The sequence below is a fragment of the Solibacillus sp. iso_87 genome, assembly GCF_056173085.1.
Genome location: NZ_CM149656.1, coordinates 3,456,866 through 3,473,103, shown reverse-complemented (window position 1 = coordinate 3,473,103; position 16,238 = coordinate 3,456,866). Strand labels below are relative to the sequence as shown.

The 16,238-nt window shown below is 35.7% G+C and carries 17 protein-coding genes; 9 read left to right on the top strand and 8 right to left on the bottom strand.

What is annotated here, in order from left to right:
• The first annotated feature begins 281 nt into the window (after positions 1–281).
• On the top strand, positions 282–1,097 hold the full coding sequence (locus AC0VXV_RS17790) for a CsxC family protein (protein ID WP_475531491.1): 816 nt from the start codon (positions 282–284) through the stop codon (positions 1,095–1,097).
• 476 nt (positions 1,098–1,573) lie between these two features.
• On the opposite strand, the gene AC0VXV_RS17785 is transcribed toward AC0VXV_RS17790, so the two are convergent.
• Positions 1,574–1,828, bottom strand: coding sequence for a hypothetical protein (locus AC0VXV_RS17785; protein WP_475529507.1), 255 nt, complete (start codon positions 1,826–1,828; stop codon positions 1,574–1,576).
• Between the two features lie 191 nt (positions 1,829–2,019).
• Entirely contained in the window at positions 2,020–2,709 is a 690-nt protein-coding gene (locus AC0VXV_RS17780) for a hypothetical protein (RefSeq protein ID WP_475529506.1), read from the bottom strand.
• Positions 2,710–3,001: 292 nt separating this feature from the next.
• On the opposite strand from AC0VXV_RS17780, the gene AC0VXV_RS17775 reads away from it, so the two are divergent.
• Positions 3,002–3,187 (top strand): hypothetical protein, encoded by a 186-nt coding sequence (locus AC0VXV_RS17775; protein WP_475529505.1) that lies wholly within the window; start codon positions 3,002–3,004, stop codon positions 3,185–3,187.
• A 55-nt stretch (positions 3,188–3,242) separates the two neighbouring features.
• On the opposite strand, the gene AC0VXV_RS17770 is transcribed toward AC0VXV_RS17775, so the two are convergent.
• Positions 3,243–5,288: a methyl-accepting chemotaxis protein gene (locus tag AC0VXV_RS17770; RefSeq protein ID WP_475529504.1), complete on the bottom strand. Its 2,046-nt coding sequence runs from the start codon at positions 5,286–5,288 to the stop codon at positions 3,243–3,245.
• A 321-nt stretch (positions 5,289–5,609) separates the two neighbouring features.
• On the opposite strand from AC0VXV_RS17770, the gene AC0VXV_RS17765 reads away from it, so the two are divergent.
• The 3 genes from AC0VXV_RS17765 (at position 5,610) to AC0VXV_RS17755 (ending at position 7,877) form a co-directional block, all read left to right on the top strand.
• Positions 5,610–6,515 (top strand): NAD(P)/FAD-dependent oxidoreductase, encoded by a 906-nt coding sequence (locus AC0VXV_RS17765; RefSeq protein ID WP_475529503.1) that lies wholly within the window; start codon positions 5,610–5,612, stop codon positions 6,513–6,515.
• 182 nt (positions 6,516–6,697) lie between these two features.
• Positions 6,698–7,549 (top strand): DegV family protein, encoded by an 852-nt coding sequence (locus tag AC0VXV_RS17760; protein ID WP_475529502.1) that lies wholly within the window; start codon positions 6,698–6,700, stop codon positions 7,547–7,549.
• 46 nt (positions 7,550–7,595) lie between these two features.
• Positions 7,596–7,877 (top strand): potassium transporter Kef, encoded by a 282-nt coding sequence (locus tag AC0VXV_RS17755; RefSeq protein WP_475529501.1) that lies wholly within the window; start codon positions 7,596–7,598, stop codon positions 7,875–7,877.
• Between the two features lie 69 nt (positions 7,878–7,946).
• On the opposite strand, the gene AC0VXV_RS17750 is transcribed toward AC0VXV_RS17755, so the two are convergent.
• Positions 7,947–8,681: a YqcI/YcgG family protein gene (locus tag AC0VXV_RS17750; RefSeq protein WP_475529500.1), complete on the bottom strand. Its 735-nt coding sequence runs from the start codon at positions 8,679–8,681 to the stop codon at positions 7,947–7,949.
• Between the two features lie 167 nt (positions 8,682–8,848).
• Here AC0VXV_RS17750 and AC0VXV_RS17745 point away from each other — a divergent pair, with 167 nt between their 5' ends.
• The 4 genes from AC0VXV_RS17745 to AC0VXV_RS17730 all read left to right on the top strand — a co-directional run bounded on the left by AC0VXV_RS17745 (position 8,849) and on the right by AC0VXV_RS17730 (position 11,915).
• Positions 8,849–9,703 (top strand): dimethylarginine dimethylaminohydrolase family protein, encoded by an 855-nt coding sequence (locus tag AC0VXV_RS17745; protein WP_475529499.1) that lies wholly within the window; start codon positions 8,849–8,851, stop codon positions 9,701–9,703.
• Positions 9,704–9,882: 179 nt separating this feature from the next.
• On the top strand, positions 9,883–10,734 hold the full coding sequence (locus AC0VXV_RS17740; RefSeq protein ID WP_475529498.1) for a DegV family protein: 852 nt from the start codon (positions 9,883–9,885) through the stop codon (positions 10,732–10,734).
• 690 nt (positions 10,735–11,424) lie between these two features.
• On the top strand, positions 11,425–11,568 hold the full coding sequence (locus tag AC0VXV_RS17735) for a hypothetical protein (RefSeq protein WP_014822645.1): 144 nt from the start codon (positions 11,425–11,427) through the stop codon (positions 11,566–11,568).
• A gap of 65 nt (positions 11,569–11,633) precedes the next feature.
• A complete protein-coding gene (locus AC0VXV_RS17730; RefSeq protein WP_475529497.1) occupies positions 11,634–11,915 on the top strand; it encodes a QueT transporter family protein in 282 nt (93 codons plus the stop codon).
• A 71-nt stretch (positions 11,916–11,986) separates the two neighbouring features.
• Here the strand turns inward: AC0VXV_RS17730 and splB are convergent, their stop codons facing one another.
• The 4 genes from splB to AC0VXV_RS17710 form a co-directional block, all read right to left on the bottom strand.
• Positions 11,987–13,015, bottom strand: a complete 1,029-nt coding sequence (gene splB / locus AC0VXV_RS17725) for a spore photoproduct lyase (RefSeq protein WP_475529496.1) — start codon at positions 13,013–13,015, stop codon at positions 11,987–11,989.
• Between the two features lie 213 nt (positions 13,016–13,228).
• Complete coding sequence (locus tag AC0VXV_RS17720; RefSeq protein ID WP_475529495.1) at positions 13,229–14,293, bottom strand: polysaccharide pyruvyl transferase family protein; 1,065 nt, start codon at positions 14,291–14,293, stop codon at positions 13,229–13,231.
• Positions 14,290–15,432 (bottom strand): glycosyltransferase, encoded by a 1,143-nt coding sequence (locus AC0VXV_RS17715; RefSeq protein WP_475529494.1) that lies wholly within the window; start codon positions 15,430–15,432, stop codon positions 14,290–14,292. Before AC0VXV_RS17715 ends, AC0VXV_RS17720 begins: the two co-directional genes overlap by 4 nt.
• Positions 15,425–16,123 carry a glycosyltransferase family 2 protein gene (locus AC0VXV_RS17710; RefSeq protein ID WP_475529493.1) on the bottom strand — a complete coding sequence of 233 codons (699 nt, stop codon included), beginning with the start codon at positions 16,121–16,123 and terminating at the stop codon, positions 15,425–15,427. The genes AC0VXV_RS17715 and AC0VXV_RS17710 overlap by 8 nt, the downstream gene beginning before the upstream one ends.
• Positions 16,124–16,238: the final 115 nt, after the last annotated feature.

Genomic DNA, 16,238 nt, shown 5'->3' with positions numbered 1-16,238 from the left:
TTTTTTTATGGAAATATGGTGGACATGCTTTTCTGCCGTACTTCAAATAAAATTTTTAAGTATAGAATGGAAGTTAAAAATGTTATTTTTATAGTTGCATAAAATGTTTTTTAAAATTGAATCATATGACTATTTTACTGGCCCATGATATAAAATCATCCATTCATATGTTAGGAATGTAGAGTGAAACTTTGACTCTAACAAAAAATGAAAGAGGGTTTTAGATAATGGATCAAAATTATTCAATGAATGATGGCCATTCAATGAAAGATGGCCATTCAATGAATGATGGCTATGCAAAGCAAGGGAAAAATTGTCAGCCGAAGGATCATGGGGTTAAATCACATCAGCAAATTCCTTTACCTGATGCACCAATTATTCCTGTTACAACACCAATTACTCCTTTTTTTAAAATTCCAGTAATACTTGCAGAAAGAACGCTTCAAATTGTCGTTGAAGCAGATATTTCTCTTTATCCGCCAGCAACAGAAATTAAACGAGTTAAAAAACATGTATTCCTGGATCAAGTAAAACTAGTACCAGTAGCGTTTACACGAATTCCTGGCACTGACTATTTCAGAGTAACAAGAGCTAAATTATTTGTAGGAGGATATATTCGTAAAAATATTGAATATGCTTCTGCAGATTACAATGCACCTCTTCAAGACCGAATTGCAAATGTCCGGTTTTCAGGGTTTGCAGAATTAGCAGGTGCTGATTTCATTAACCCACCAATTTTTGGGATTTCTGAAAATGCAGAAGCTAACTTCCTTAACGAAAAAACACAAATGGACGCTCGTTTGGATAAATACTTCTTCCAAAATCTTGTGAAATACAATGAGCAGCCATATGGTGAGTTAGTTGCTGCCAACTTCTTTGAACTTGATTTTTCACCGCACTCCACATACCACGATGGATCTTTCCATACTTTACGTGAAAAAATTGTGCTAGACCTAACTTTAAAAGTATTACAAGTTCAACAAGTTACAATAGTAGGTGCAGGAGCAACTGCAACTGTTCCTCTACTTTCTGCTTTAACTCCTCCTCCTACTCTAGCTGCAGAAGATACTACAACAACAGACACAACAGAAGAATAAAAGTAAACTGGATAAACTGGGCTGTTCAAATCAAGGGCTATTCGAAATCGTTCATACGATTTTGGATGTCCTTTTCATGATTGGAACTCATAAAAACCACCAGTTATTATGGGAATTAAATAACAAGCCTATCATTTTGTTGATAGGCTTGTTTTTAGTGAATCCACTTCATGAATGTTTTTGAATGTTAGCTAATGTAGACGTTTGTAAAAAGGTTATTTATATTTAATTGAACTGTGTGAACTGTTTTGCGAAGAAAAGAGTTTTTAAAGTGGGGTTAGGTATGCTAAAAGTGTGAATTGCGAGATACATAAATAGCTTCATTTAATATGGATTTACTAACTTTTTATTGGACTTGTAAACAATAAAATGAATACCTTTGAGTGAGTTTGCTTTTGGGTTTCTGGCTGCTGCAGACGTGAAGTCGAATTAAAAGGCAGGAGATTTGATTCCCCTGCCTTAATAAACTATTCAAATTAATCTTCACTATCATATTCATTTAATTGACTATTCAAGCGTTCTAACTGAGTGATTTGTGAACGTGGAAATCCATCTATTTTCGTCTTCTGAGAACACATCCAACATGAACAGTGAATTTTCCCTTTTGCAAAATATCCGGTAAAGCGAGCATGCCATCCAATTTGTTTCGCAATTTTAAGTTTCCGTTGAATGACTCTTTTTCGATGATGTCGATAATAGGCTCGACTACGATTTTTAGTGTGTGGTTTCATTACCATCAACTCCTTGGGTTAGGGCTCAGCCTGTAAAAGTCCCCCAAAGAATTAATTGGACCGTTACAGGCTGAGTATGATGGCAATAAATATATTGTGAAGGATCAAATCAGTCACTCCAGGTTAAAATATTTTCTTTAATTATACATTAAATGTTGTGTTGCGTATGATTTGAATAAGCATGACATTTATTAATAAAAGTTATGGGGACACTTAAATCGATAAAAAAATTGCATGACAATTGCTGAGGCGATCATATCGGACATAGCCAATGCCTCAGCTTCAATTTCATCAAACACTTCAATATCTGTTTGATAGTCTTTTTGAATCATGGTCATGGCTTCTTTTTTAGTTAACTCTAAATGTTTATAGAACATTTCCTGCAATGCATCTTTAGATAAGTATGGATTTATATTGCTTAAAAATAAAACAATGTCACCCGCATTTTTATACCATTCTTTTTCTTTAGTATTCACTATGTTGGTATCGCCTTTGACAGCTGCTGTTACAAGTTCCGCAGCAATGACTAGGTGATCTTGAATAAGCTTAGCGTAGTAATCCGCAATTTGGTCGCCGTAAAATGGGCGCAGACAATTGCCTAAGTCAGTTGCGTTTTGCAGTAGGCGCTTTTGTACAAATGGAAAATCAGGCAATTGGAACACAATGCTAATAATCGTCATCCGCGTCCAGTTGACATGCTCCATCCAAAGCAATCGATTCATCGCCATATAATCGGCCTCTGTTTTACTTATGCAACGCTGATCGAGATTGTTCTGTTGCCGGGTTAAAAAATGCCGAAGCGGTGCAGTATATTGGGAAAAGGGTTGCGCATAGGAAGTGCTAAGCGGATACGTAAAACCATTTGTATAATAAGGATACACTCATACCATTCCTCTCAAGTTTTCATTCATTAGTAAAATAAAATTGGGCTCTTTTAATAGCATACTCATACGCATCGGAGTTTGTGAAAGTGTTCGCGGGGATTTCATGGGCGGTGAATACTGCGGCAGGATGGCATCGATGTCTTGATGTATTTAGCCAAATCGTTATGGGGAAGCGATAAATTGGCAAGATAACGCAGCAGAATTGCGTGAACTTTATAGCAAAGCTTTTAGTTAAACAATGGGATAGAAATTTACTTTCCACACACACTGTTAGTGGAGGTGAGTTGAAATGGGGAACAATAAACATAAAAACAATAAAACTCAGGATAACAAAAAACAGCAGAACCAAAATCAAAATGCTAACAGACCAAGAGCAAACAGAGAAGAATTTGCTCAGGAAGTAAACTTTAACCAAAATCAGAACCAAAACCAAAATCGTAACAAAAACCAAAAACAGAATATGAAGGATTGTTAAGTTTTCATAAGAAAAACCCCAATACACGTAAATTGTGTATTGGGGTTCTCTTTTCTTATAGCTTAAATTTCGAAACAGACTCAGTTAATTTTTCAACTTGTTTATTTAAGTGAGTAGCATGCATCGTTACTTCAGAAGTAGCGGATGTTTGTTCTTCGATTGAACTCGCAATTTCCTGCGTCTCTGCTGTAACCTCTGTTGTCATTTCATTAACAACTGCCATTGAAGATACAACGACATTTTTTTGCTGTTGCATTGTTGATACATTTTCCATTGTGTTTGAAATCGACACTTTCATATTTTCTAATGTATCGGAAAGCTGTTTTATTGCATTATCTACAGTATTAACTGCAGTCTTCTGATCTTCGCTAATCTCATTTGTCTGCTTCATCACTTGAACGAGTTGCTGAGTATCCTCTAAAATACTTAGAATGATTTGCTGAATATTTGTTGTTGCCGCTTTTGAACTTTCTGCCAAGCTCCTTACTTCATCTGCTACAACTGCAAATCCTTTCCCGTGCTCACCTGCTCGGGCAGCTTCAATCGATGCATTAAGTGCAAGTAAATTTGTTTGTTCAGTAATTTGGGCAATTACATCTGTTACTTTCGAAATGGATTTCGTTTTTCCATCTAACTGTCCGGTTACGACCGTTACTTCGTTGAACGCTCGCTCTAAATTCGCATAGGATGTTTCCAATTGTTGCACTTTAACAATACTTGTATGCACTTCTGCCAATGCTTCTTCGGCATCATTTACCATTTGCTGAGTTTTTAGTTCTATAGATTCTATACCATCGGCCAATATATGAATAGCTGTAGAACCATCATGCATTTTTTCTGCTTGTATGCTCGTATTCATAGCAATTTCTTCGATGCTGTTAGAGACATTATTTAGCGCTTGCTCATTTTCCTTGGCGATAATAGCTAAACTGTTAGAAGAATGCTGGATTTCCATTGAATTTTCATTTACTTGGTTAATTAAATTGCGAACTTCATCAAGCATATTGTTGTATTGATTTGCTAAGTCTGCAATTTCATCATTGGACTTTGTTTCGAAACGTGAAATAAAGTCACCGCTTGCTGTTTTTTCAAATACTTCTTTAAAGCTTTTTAAAATATCCACTAATTTTCGTGCCATGAAGTAGGCGAATAAACATCCTATTACTAGACCAATCGCTAATGAAATCCAACCAGCAATTGTTAATTTATTTAACTGTTGTGCATAACTATCGTCATCTACTAAAGAAACAATTTGCCAGTTATTTTTCTCGATTATTTGTATTTCACCTGTATAATTCACGTCATTCCATTCAAACTGCTCAATTTGGTTGCTCCCACCTTTAGCATCTGACAGCCAATTAAACTTTTTCTCTAATTCGGAAGTATCTAATAGATCGGTAACACCAGCAGTCTTGCCGGAATTATCAGCAATGATATTCTTCCCGTCCCCATCTTCAATAAATGAAGATACAATCAATCCATTTGGATCGACAATCATTAATTTTGAAGATGATTTTTCTTCGATCCCTTCACGAATCTCACCTATTGTAGAAAAATCAATATCATAGCCGACCGCACCGACAAGTTCATCATCTTTAAATACAGGGGCAATAACAGAAGTCATTAACTTATTAATACCAGTATCTAAATAGACATCCATCCATTGTATGTTGGGGTTTGCATTCAATTTTGCAAATGTTTGAGAATCACGTACATCCCACTCATAATCTATTCCAGGTGTGGAATGCAGTTTGCCGGAATTAAAATCCATGAAGTATACGGATAAGTAATTTTCATTGTTGCCTTTTAGAGTGCTAGTAATTTTATCGATATGTAAATAATCAACTTGATCCTTTTGTAAAATGGTTTCAATAACCTGACCGAATTGTAAAAGGTTTGTTTCGTAAGTTTCCAAACCTAATGACACTTGATCAACAGCATTTTTAGCGTTGTTAGATGAAGTATTTTCATTTTCTTCCTTTAAAATATTTCGTACTGTCCACTGACTAAACAACACAGTGATGGCGACCGCTGCAATAATTGCGAGGGAAATCAATACTATCCACTTAGTTTTTATCTTTAAATTTTTAAGTATATTCATTTTCATCTACCTTTTACCTATGTATTGACTTTGATTCCCAAAATGAGGGCTTTAAGACGAATAATAGAATATATTATTATGGGTCTTTTGTCTATCTATATTTCAGAAATTATAATATATATTAAAAAATTATATTTTTTCGATTTATTTTATTATTTATCGATTTTAAGAAAGTTTTTTATATAAAAATTAATACTAAAGGATACTTCTGGATTTTTGGTTCAAAATATCCAAGATAGGGCATAAAGAATTATTAAGGTTTTTTCTATATAAATACTTGGAATTTAGTGGAGTTAGAAACAAAATGAGTGGGTGATAAAAATGGATAAATTGGATTGTATTATAATCGGCGGAGGACCGGCTGGATTAAGTGCCAGTCTAGTTTTGGGCAGGGCTAGAAGAGAAGTTGTATTATTCGATGATAATACGAACCGCAATCGCGTGACACATGAGGCTCGTGGATTTATTACAAGGGATCGTACCAATCCTCAGGAGTTTAGAGAAATAGGATTGAAAGAATTGGAGAACTATCCATCAGTATCCTATGTAAACGCAACAGTTACTGAAATAAAAAAGGATAAAGATAATGAAAGTTATATTGTTAAGGCATCTAATGAGAAGGAGTATATGACAGAAAAAGTTATATTGGCTACAGGTATTCAGGAGGTTTTTTTTATACCGGGCATAAGAAACTATTACGGGAAAAGTTTATTTAGCTGTCCATACTGCGATGGTTGGGAACAGCGTGATAAGCCTTTAGTGGTCATCGCGGAAAAAGAAGAGCATGTGATGCATTTGACTAAATTAATATATAACTGGTCGCAGGATCTAGTTGTTCTGACAAATGGCCTAGAACTTTCGAAAGAGGCGGCTTCACAGTTAGAAAAACGGAATATTGAAATAATAGAGGACCGGATAAAAACCTTAATTGGTAGTGACGGGTTTTTAGAAAAAATAGAATTAGAATCAGGAGAAACGCTTCAACGATCTTATGGTTTTGTAGCGCCAACGTATTACCGTCCGAATAAGCTTGTGGAAATGTTAGGTTGTGAAGTACATGAAAATGGAAAAGTCATAACAGATGGGGTAGGCAGAACTTCTCAGAAAAATGTCTATATCGCAGGAGAAACTGAAACAGCCCGACCTTCTTCGTTAATGATTTCGGCTGCCAGAGGAAATAAAGCCGCAGTTTCAGTAAATGTCGATCTTACTGAGGAATGGTTTTAAAACATGAAGAAAAATTAAGAGCAATAAATTTACAAAACGAATTTTTGAAAAAGAATTCGTTTTTTTCTATTGTGCATGTCAAAACAGGTTATGCAAATCTAACTCTTACATATAAATATATTAACTATCGATAAAAATAATAAGTACGCAGAAATGGCTGCGTTAATTGGAAGGTGTATACGATGAGAAAGATTATTTTATCAACTGACAGTGGGGCAGATTTACCGGAAGAACTGGTTGAAAAATATCAAATTCAAGTAGCTCCAATGCATATCATTATGGATGGGAAAGATTATTTGGACGGGGAACTTTCTGTAGAGGAAGTTTTTGATTATTATAGTCGTACTAAGAAAATCCCATCTACTGCAGCTACTAATATACAGGAATATTATGATCTATTTTCACAAATCAAATCAGATTTTCCGGATAGTATCATTATTCATATTGGGTGTACATCAAAAGCATCTGTCACTTTTCAAAGTGCGGTCATTGCAGCAAAAGAATTTGACGATCTTTTCCTTATTGACTCATTAAATATAACAGGGGGATTAGCTGCAATCGTCATGTATGCAGCCATTTTGCTTGAAAATGAACCTTCAATTGACCATATTCGTTTAATAGAGAAAATAGAATCCTTTGTTCCGAAAACACGGCTTGCGATTCTTCCAGGTAGTCTCGATTTTTTGAAAGCAGGTGGAAGGGTCGGCAATCTTGTTTATCTTGGGGGAGCATTGTTGAAAATAAAGCCTTGCATTGAATTAAAAGAGGGGAACCTTGTTTCAAAAAGAAACTATCGCGGGAAGATGAGTATTGTATCAGAAAAGTTTATGCATGACTTTTTAAATGAATATAATATTGATGGAAAACTGCTATTTTTGATTTACTCAATCGGACTTGATGAAAGTATTAAAAATCGGATGGTTGAAATTGCAAGGGGGAAAGGATTCGAAAATGTGAAATGGATGCAAGCGGGAGCGGGTATATCTACACATGCTGGTCCAGGAGGAGTGGGTATTGCCGGATTAGAATGTTAGCTGGCAAACAGTTGTAACGTTTCGACAATTGAGGGGTAAATACAGTATGGATAAAATTGTATGGATATCGGCACTAACTTATATTGTATTAATTGCATTATTAATTGTCATCTATTATGTAAGTAAAGGGCTATCCAGAATGATCGTGAGCCTCATCGGTATTGCAGCACTGGCATTATTAACATGGACATTGATCGATAATAAAATAATGGATTATCAGGATGCGAATATCGGGTTAGGATTGGTATTTTATTTTGTATGGATTGTTACTATTTTTCTTTTTTTGTTTGCTCTTATTATGTCGTTCCGTTCGAAAAGAGAGCGTTAGTCTGAAAATAAATAGATAAAAGAACGAATCTCACATTAGATTCGTTCTTTTGTTTATTAGAAATTAAACTCATAGCAATGATTTGTGCTGGAAAGGGCATTTTCCTTGAATAGGTATAATATCGTCCCCGATAAAAGATTGTTTCCATTCGTTATGTGTCGGATCTCCGAAATGGCCGATATCAGGATGCTTCGGAAGCTGATCCCAAACTTCCACACGTTTCCGCACCTTTTCCCTGGACATAATACCGCCTTTTTCGGTACCCTCTAAACCTTGGAATATTTTACGCGGCTGAAAACCGAGTACCATCGCATTTCCTAAATGGCGGGTTTTGCGCTTTTTATATGCAGGAGCATTTCCAAATACAAAGATAGGCTCTCCAGCGAAATGAAAATCCCACAAATAATGATCCGGGTCACGAGGACTGCTTTCCGGCCATTCTACTTTATCAGCTGTATGTAGGTACTGGAGGATATTCCAAAACTGTTGACGGTAATCATCTAGCGCCCCTTCTTGTTCAAAAGGCTCAACAAATACAAAGAGACCGTGTCTTTTATAATCGGGCTGTTTAAATAAATCTAAAAAACTTTCTACTGCGTGAGGTAAGTTACTCCAATCGTGCTGTGCAATATATGCATAGCGAAGTTCACCTTTTAGTTCGCCGCTCATACCAAAAAAGCAAGGGAATGTTTTATCCGTTACTGTGTTATGAAAAGTTTCATATTCTTTATAGAGCCAACTTGGCAAGTCCGTTCGATTGTGGAAATCTTCTTTTGTTAATAGTGCCTGCCCTTTCGTAATCATAAAATCTCCTCCGTTAATGTTCTTCGCCTAATTCTTATTGCTATTCCATACCCCAACGAAAATTTCTTAAAACAACAGTATTCACCTTGTAATGATCCCAAAGGGTTTATGAAATTGCAAAAATAGGGAATGGTATAAAGGTGAATCAAGAACTTGGAGGATGACTTATGGTAAAAATATTTTCAAAGCAATCCCAAATATTATGTCAAAGTGAATATGGAACTTTAAAAAAGGTCGTGTTATGCGAACCTAAATATATGGAAATTAAAGAAGTAATTAATGATGTTCAAAAAAAATATCTGCATGATAATATTAATCAAGATCTTGCGATAGCCCAGCATCGAAAGTTTGAACAAACACTACGCAATGCTGGTGTGGAAGTAATTAAACTACCGCCTAGTAAAGACCATCCGGAACAAGTGTTTACAAGAGATATTGGTTTTACTATTGGAGATCATTTGTTTATTTCAGAGATGGCAAATCCTATCCGTCAAGGTGAAGATGAAGTGTTGGCACAATGGCTGAATGAAAATAAATTTTCTTATCATAATCTTTCTGTACATTCTATTGAAGGTGGCGATGTGATTGTTGATGGCAATCGAGTTTTTGTCGGAATTAGTGATCGCACATGCAAAAAAGCCATTCAAAATTTACAAAAAGAACTGCCCGATTATGAAATCCTTCCAATACCGTTTAACCCAAAATATTTACATTTAGATTGTGTATTCAATATTCTTTCAACAAAAGATGCCCTTATTTTTCCGGATGCATTCGAACCAAAAGTAGTCAAACTTTTGTCGAGTATGTATCACCTAATCGAAGTAAGCGAAAGCGAGCAGTTTTCAATGGGGACAAATGTGCTTTCTATTGGACAAAATCGTATACTGAGCTTGCCGGTTAACCGTGATGTGAATTATCAAATGAGACAGCATGGCTATGAAGTGCTGGAAGTTGATTTTTCAGAAATTATTAAATCGGGTGGCTCGTTCAGGTGTTGTTCGATGCCTATTGTAAGGCAGTAAAATTTGATGCCTTACTATTAACAATGCTAATTCCTAATAAGCATTCGATTTTACTATATGTATTTAATACAACGCTCATTCTAAAAGTTGTGCTTCCCGCATTTCCTTTTTAGTGTATATTTAAGGTGAATATGCAAAAAAGATTGCAGCAGTGACTGCATTTTTGAAAGGAAGGTACAATGAAAAGAATTATTTTATCGACTGAGAGTGGCGCGGATTTACCGAAGGACCTGGTTGAAAAACAACAAATTCAAGTAGTACCGATGCACGTTATTATGGATGGAAAAGATTATTTGGATGGTGAGCTATCTGTAGAAGAGGTTTTTGATTTTTATGATCGAACGAAAACAATACCGTCTACAGCTGCAACGAATGTCCATGAATATCAAGATTTGTTTACAAATATTCGATTAAAGTTTCCTGAAAGCATTATTATTCACATTGGCTATACGTCAAAAGCATCTGCTTCCTTTCAAAGTGCAGTAATTGCAGCAGATGATTTTGACGATCTTTTCTTGATTGATGCGTTAAATGTTACGGGTGGACTAGGTGCAGTGGTGATGTATGCAGCTAATTTGCTTGAAGAAGAGCCTGAGATTAGTCACAAGCACTTAATAGCAAAAATTGAATCAATTGTCCCTAAAACAAGGCTAGCTTTTCTGCCTGGAAGTTTAGACTTTTTAAAAGCAGGGGGACGGGTGAGTAATATTGCATATATCGGTGGTGCGTTGCTTAAAATAAAGCCTTGTATTGAGTTAAAAGAAGGAAAGCTTGTTTCAACTAGAAAATATCGAGGCAAGATGGACATTGTTGCAGAAAAACTTATGAGGGATTATTTAAATGAATATAATATTGATCGGAAGCAATTGTATTTAATCTACTCAATAGGACTTGATGAACAGATTAAGAAGCGTTTAGAAGAAATCGCGAAGGAAACGGGCTTCGAAAATGTAAAATGGATGCAGGCCGGCGCGATGATTTCAACCCATGCGGGTCCGGGTGGATTTGGTATTGCAGGGATAGAATTATAATAAAGCCAGTAAAATAAGAAAGAACCTGGAGTTTTTAATTCCAGGTTCTTTTGTTGATTATCACTTTTGCTCCTCCATGACACACTGCCTCGCTTTCAGATTAAATTTTAGATTACTCCAAAAATATTCTGTTTAAGCTCATTCAGTTTTTGTTGGTCCTTTTGAGATTGATCTTTCGCACTCATCGGGTTAACCCTCCAGTCACTTAGATTTGAAGTGAAATCTTTAATAGTATAGGCCGTATTTCATTTTTTAAACGTTGATCGAGAAAAAATTTTAAAAATTATAATGTGTTCAAGTGTACAATCTGGAGATTTTTAACAATAGGAAAGAACCTGGAGTTTTTAATTCCAGGTTCTCTTTTGATTACCACTTATGATCCTCCATGACACACTGCCTCGCTTTCAGATTAATTTTAGATTGCTCCAAAAATACTCTGTGTAAGCTTATTCAGTTTTTGTTGGTCCTTTTGAGATTGATCATTCGCACTCATCGGGTTAACCCTCCAGTCACTTAGATTTGAAGTGAAATCCATAATAGTATTGGTCATATATAATTTTTTATACAAAAAGTTTTAAAATTTCTCCGGAAAATAATCTGGTTTCAAAGCTCTAAAAATTGTCATCATACATTCATCAATTTTACGCAAAATAGATAAGAATCCAATTCGTTTTTAGGAGGTGAAAAAGTATGGCGAAAAAAAGTAAAACAAGCTTCACTAAGAACAAAAAGGAAAAAAAGGATACGAATCGCCGTGAAGAGTATTCAAAAGAATTTAATCAGGTAATTCATAATAACCCGCCGCAAGAAGTTACAAAGCATAGAGGAACATAAGGATGCCATGCACCGGGATATCATTTGACACCCGGTGCATGTGATTTCCGCAACTTATTTCACCGATGTGGTGGATTGATGTACCGGTAGGCGGGATTGCTACACTGATTGTGTTGGTTATTTGCCGTATCGTTACAAAAAATATGATAAACTTAGTGTTAAAAATTGTTGTAACCGGTATTATTTTTACGGTATCCATGTTTACAGTTGCAGCCCAGCTGATAATCGTTTTTGATCTGCCATTTTGGCCAACGTATGGAATGGTAGCAGTGGGAGAAACCTTTTCAATCCTAGTAGGCGGCGTCACAATTTATTTATTGCAAAAGAAAATTGATTTTACAAAATAAAAATTAAAAATCCGTTAAAATATAAGAAGCAGACAGTTCAAAATGGAACGTGTCTGCTTTTGCTTTTATATCTAAGTAAAGTATTCCAGCTTCGCATTCGGAAAGAACTTTTCCATGTAGCTGTAGAGCTTTTCTTTCATTTCGTCTTCTTCGTTCTTTTGATAAATATACTTACTAATTCCGTATTTTCCCCACTTCACACGTCTTACAGATTCGTCCAATTTTAGCTTCGTCTTCGGATAGTTTTTATTAATCACATTTTTAGCGGCCTTTGTAAAACGGTGCTGAATAAATTCAAATGTTATATCTTCCCGAACATCTTCGGGGAGTTCAGCATCAAGTCGTTCAAACATATGATAGTAGCCATCCTCCCATCCTTCATGAAGGTAAATTGGTGCTACGATAAACCCAAGAGGATAACCTGCTCTCGCTACTTTGCCGGCTGCTTCAATTCGCTGGGCGAGCGAGGAAGTACCCGGTTCGAAATTTTTTATGACATAATCCGTATTAATACTAAAACGAAATCTTGTATGACCATTATGTTTTGCATCGAGTAAATGATCAACATGATGAAATTTTGTAACAAACCTTAACCTGCCCAACTCAGTTTGGCCGAAATGCTCTATCGCTTTCTTTAATGAATGTGTTAAATGATCCAACCCTACAATATCGGAAGTACAGGCCGCTTCAAACCGTGTGATTTCAGGGGCACGTTCTTCGATATACTGATCCGCTGCTTCAAATATTTCCTCGACATTCACATATGTGCGAATGTACGGTTTGCTTCCCATTGTTGTTTGTAAATAGCAATAATGACAGTGACCCATACATCCTGTAGCAAGCGGAATGGCATACTCAGCAGATGGCTTGGACGTATCGAACTTCAAAGTTTTGCGAATACCAACGACAAGTGTAGATTTTGCGATTCGATACTTTTGCAAATCATTGTCTCCGGGGAAATTTCGTATTTGGTTATGGGAGGTTGTATAACGTATTTCAATGCCTAATGCTTCAAATTTTTCTTTTAGTTCTTTGCCGAGCGGATAGTCCAATGCTTTCGGTTCAAAATAAACAAGCTGCGGCACGAAAGGTTTATTCATGTTTATTGCACAACACCTTCCTTTTATATTTGCTTTAGTTTGCCTTAAGAAAGAAGCATTTATGAGGTGGTAATTATTGCAGTATCAAGCTTATTTATATACTTCCATATGTAATTTTCTCAAAAAAAAAAGACTCCTTAAAATTCGCTAATCAATTCTAAACCAACCAGTATCCGAGTTGTTGAAAGAGGAGTCTTGTTTAAATGTATAAAGTTAAAAGTAATGATTGGTGAATGGTGATTCTAAAAGTGGGGTGCATGCTTGTTGGGTAGTATTGTATTGCTTATCTGGCATTAATTCATTTTTCTCAATCATCACGATACGATTTAATAGGTCATCTGTTATTTGCTTTGAACTTGTAGAAACGACTAAATCCAGTAATCCGAGCAGTGCTGCAAAATCAAAAACTTTGAAGCGATAGCCTAGTGGAATCGCTGGTACACCTGCTGTCATAGACAGTAAATTGGCATGGAGTTTAAAGTTTATCGTTGCAGTACATGTTGATAATTTATTAATCATTTGCTGTTCGGTATAAAGGCTTTTGTCTAACTGTACATTTTCTGTATCCCCGATTTTGTTATAAAGTCTTTCGCAATGGGATATATCGTCTGACCACATCGTGTAAATCAGTATTTTATAACCCTTGTCAATTAGTCTTTTCACTGCCACGACTAATTGATCTTCAACTGAACTTTCATTTGCTCCGTACAAACGATTAAATGTTGTTCCCCAATTGATCCCGATTATTTTTTCTTGTACATGAGGCTTTATTGCATCTTTATTTTGTAATAATAAAGCAGGATCGCCAATTATTTTAACCTTTTCCGATTTTTCTTTGCCAACCATAATTTCAATCGCTTTTTTTGTTAAAGGACCTCGAACACCTACAAAAAGCGCATGCTCCAAAACTTCTTCCAGTACATCAATATCTTTTTGTTTAAAGTTTTGTTCTAAAGAAGTCAGTTGATCATTTATCAATAAATTTAGGTTTGACTCTTCAATCCAATCTAACCCGGATCCCCATATGAGTACTGATTTTCCTTTATGAATAGCGTTTTGAAGAATTTGAAGGTAGCCTGGCAATAATAATGAGCCTCCACCTAATACAACCGTATCAAACTCGTCGAGATTTTTTAAATCAGTTCCGGGCATTGACGGCTTGACAATGATTTCATCTTTATCCAAGTATTTGGTACATGTATCTCTGAAAATATGCCATAACAGCTCATCACCCAAATTATTAAACCCGATCCAGCCTATATATAAAACCTTTTTCATTTTTTCATTCCACCTTTTATCGTTTCGGAATAAACTTTCAATGTTTCTTTTACTACATTATTAATGTTGAACAGTTCCTCGGCTATTTCTCTTGCTGTAATCCCGTTTAGTTTCAGACGATTTTGATCCATCAAGATTTTCTTCAGATCATCCCGTAATAAATGTCTGCTGCAAGTTGCTTTTGAACCGTGATCTCCAAAGTAATGACTCCAGGCATCTTCGAAATTGTTCATATCCACAATACCAAAATACCCATGGTTGCCGACTGCAACAACTTGTTTTTCTGAAGCCATAGCCTCTAAAGCTACGCGGCCTGTGCCTACTACGCAATCTGCTGCTGAGTAATAGGGGTGCATATTTTTTTGCTCTCCTACTATATGGATAAAAGCGTCTTCACACATTTCTTCAATCATTCGAGCTAATGATTTTATCTCGCTCAATTTATTACCGTCACCCACTACAATGACATGAAGGTTAGGGATAGTATTTAATTTAAGATCTTTACAAGCTCTTAAAAAAATAGAACAAACTTGTGCTTTTGCCCATGTGATTCTGCTGGCATAGAGAAGAACGGGAGCGTCATTAGGAATTTTCAATTCACTTCTTATATCTTTTACTGGGGAATTTCTTGGATAATCGTCTAAATTAATTCCGTTTGGTATTAAATAAGGGTTTTCTATATCAAATGTTTTTACATAATTGCATAAAGGAGGGCTTACACAGATGACTGCATCGGATAATTTAAGGAGTTCTTGTATTTCATGATCAGGATAATATGTGCCGTGTATTGTGATGATCGTAGGGATATTTCTATTTTCAGCCGCTTTACCAGCTAAATATCCGGAAGGGGTCTGATGAATATGAACATGAGTAATATTTTCAGCCTCGATAATTTTCTCAATTTCTTTTACTAATGCCATTTCATGATCTTTTTCCAAAGAGATTGATTTTGGAAACTCGATTGAATAAATAGGGCAATTCAATGCTTCAAATGCATCAACTAAACTACCGGTTTTATTTGCTGCAATCGCCACAAAAATATTATTTTTAACCAGTTCTTTTGCCAAGCCTAATACATGGGTTTCGGTTCCTCCGATATATAAAGCATCAACTACTAGTAAAATCCTTTCGTCAGCCACTCTTATCACCTCCATAAAAAGTTTTGGAACGTTGTTGATCGTGTCTCCGATAGTAATATAAAATATCCTTCAGATTCTCTATTTTTAATTTTGCATTCAAAAACTTTACGATGAATTCATAATCTTCTGCTCCGACAATTCTTCGAGTCGGGCCACCTAGCAAATCAAAAACTTTTCCGCGAAATAAAATTGTTCCATGACAGACACAGTGCCCGCCTGCTTCGTAACATTTCCGTATAGACTCACCATACTTCAACCAGTCGGCCGTTTTACCGAGAGCTTCCAAGTTTCCATCATAAAATACTTGGTAATTTGATCCGACTAAATCGTAATCTGGATTGTTTAACAAAAAATCTACTTGTTTTTCAAAACGCAGAGGATGCGAAATGTCATCTGCATCATTAACTGCAATATACTCACCGGAACTCATAAAATAGCCGATTGTTAGAGCCCCGGCAAAGCCTGTATTTACAGGTAGATTACATACGATAACCGAAAAAGGAGGTTTTGTATTTTCCAGCCAATCTTCAACTATTTTTGTTGTATTGTCATTTGAGGCATCATTTATTAGAATGACCTCCATCTTATTGTATTTTTGTGACTTAAGACCGTCTAGGCAATCTACTATAAATGGCGCGGCATTATAGCATGGAATAACTACACTTACTAATCCTTCTTGTCTTTCCTTCATACTTCTCACCTCAGTAGTATGATATGAATCTTATTTCACAAAAATTGTGCGGCATACTTATTTTTTTGGGAAATCTTGAAAAATAGAATATTTACCCAAACAAGTTTCTCCGGTA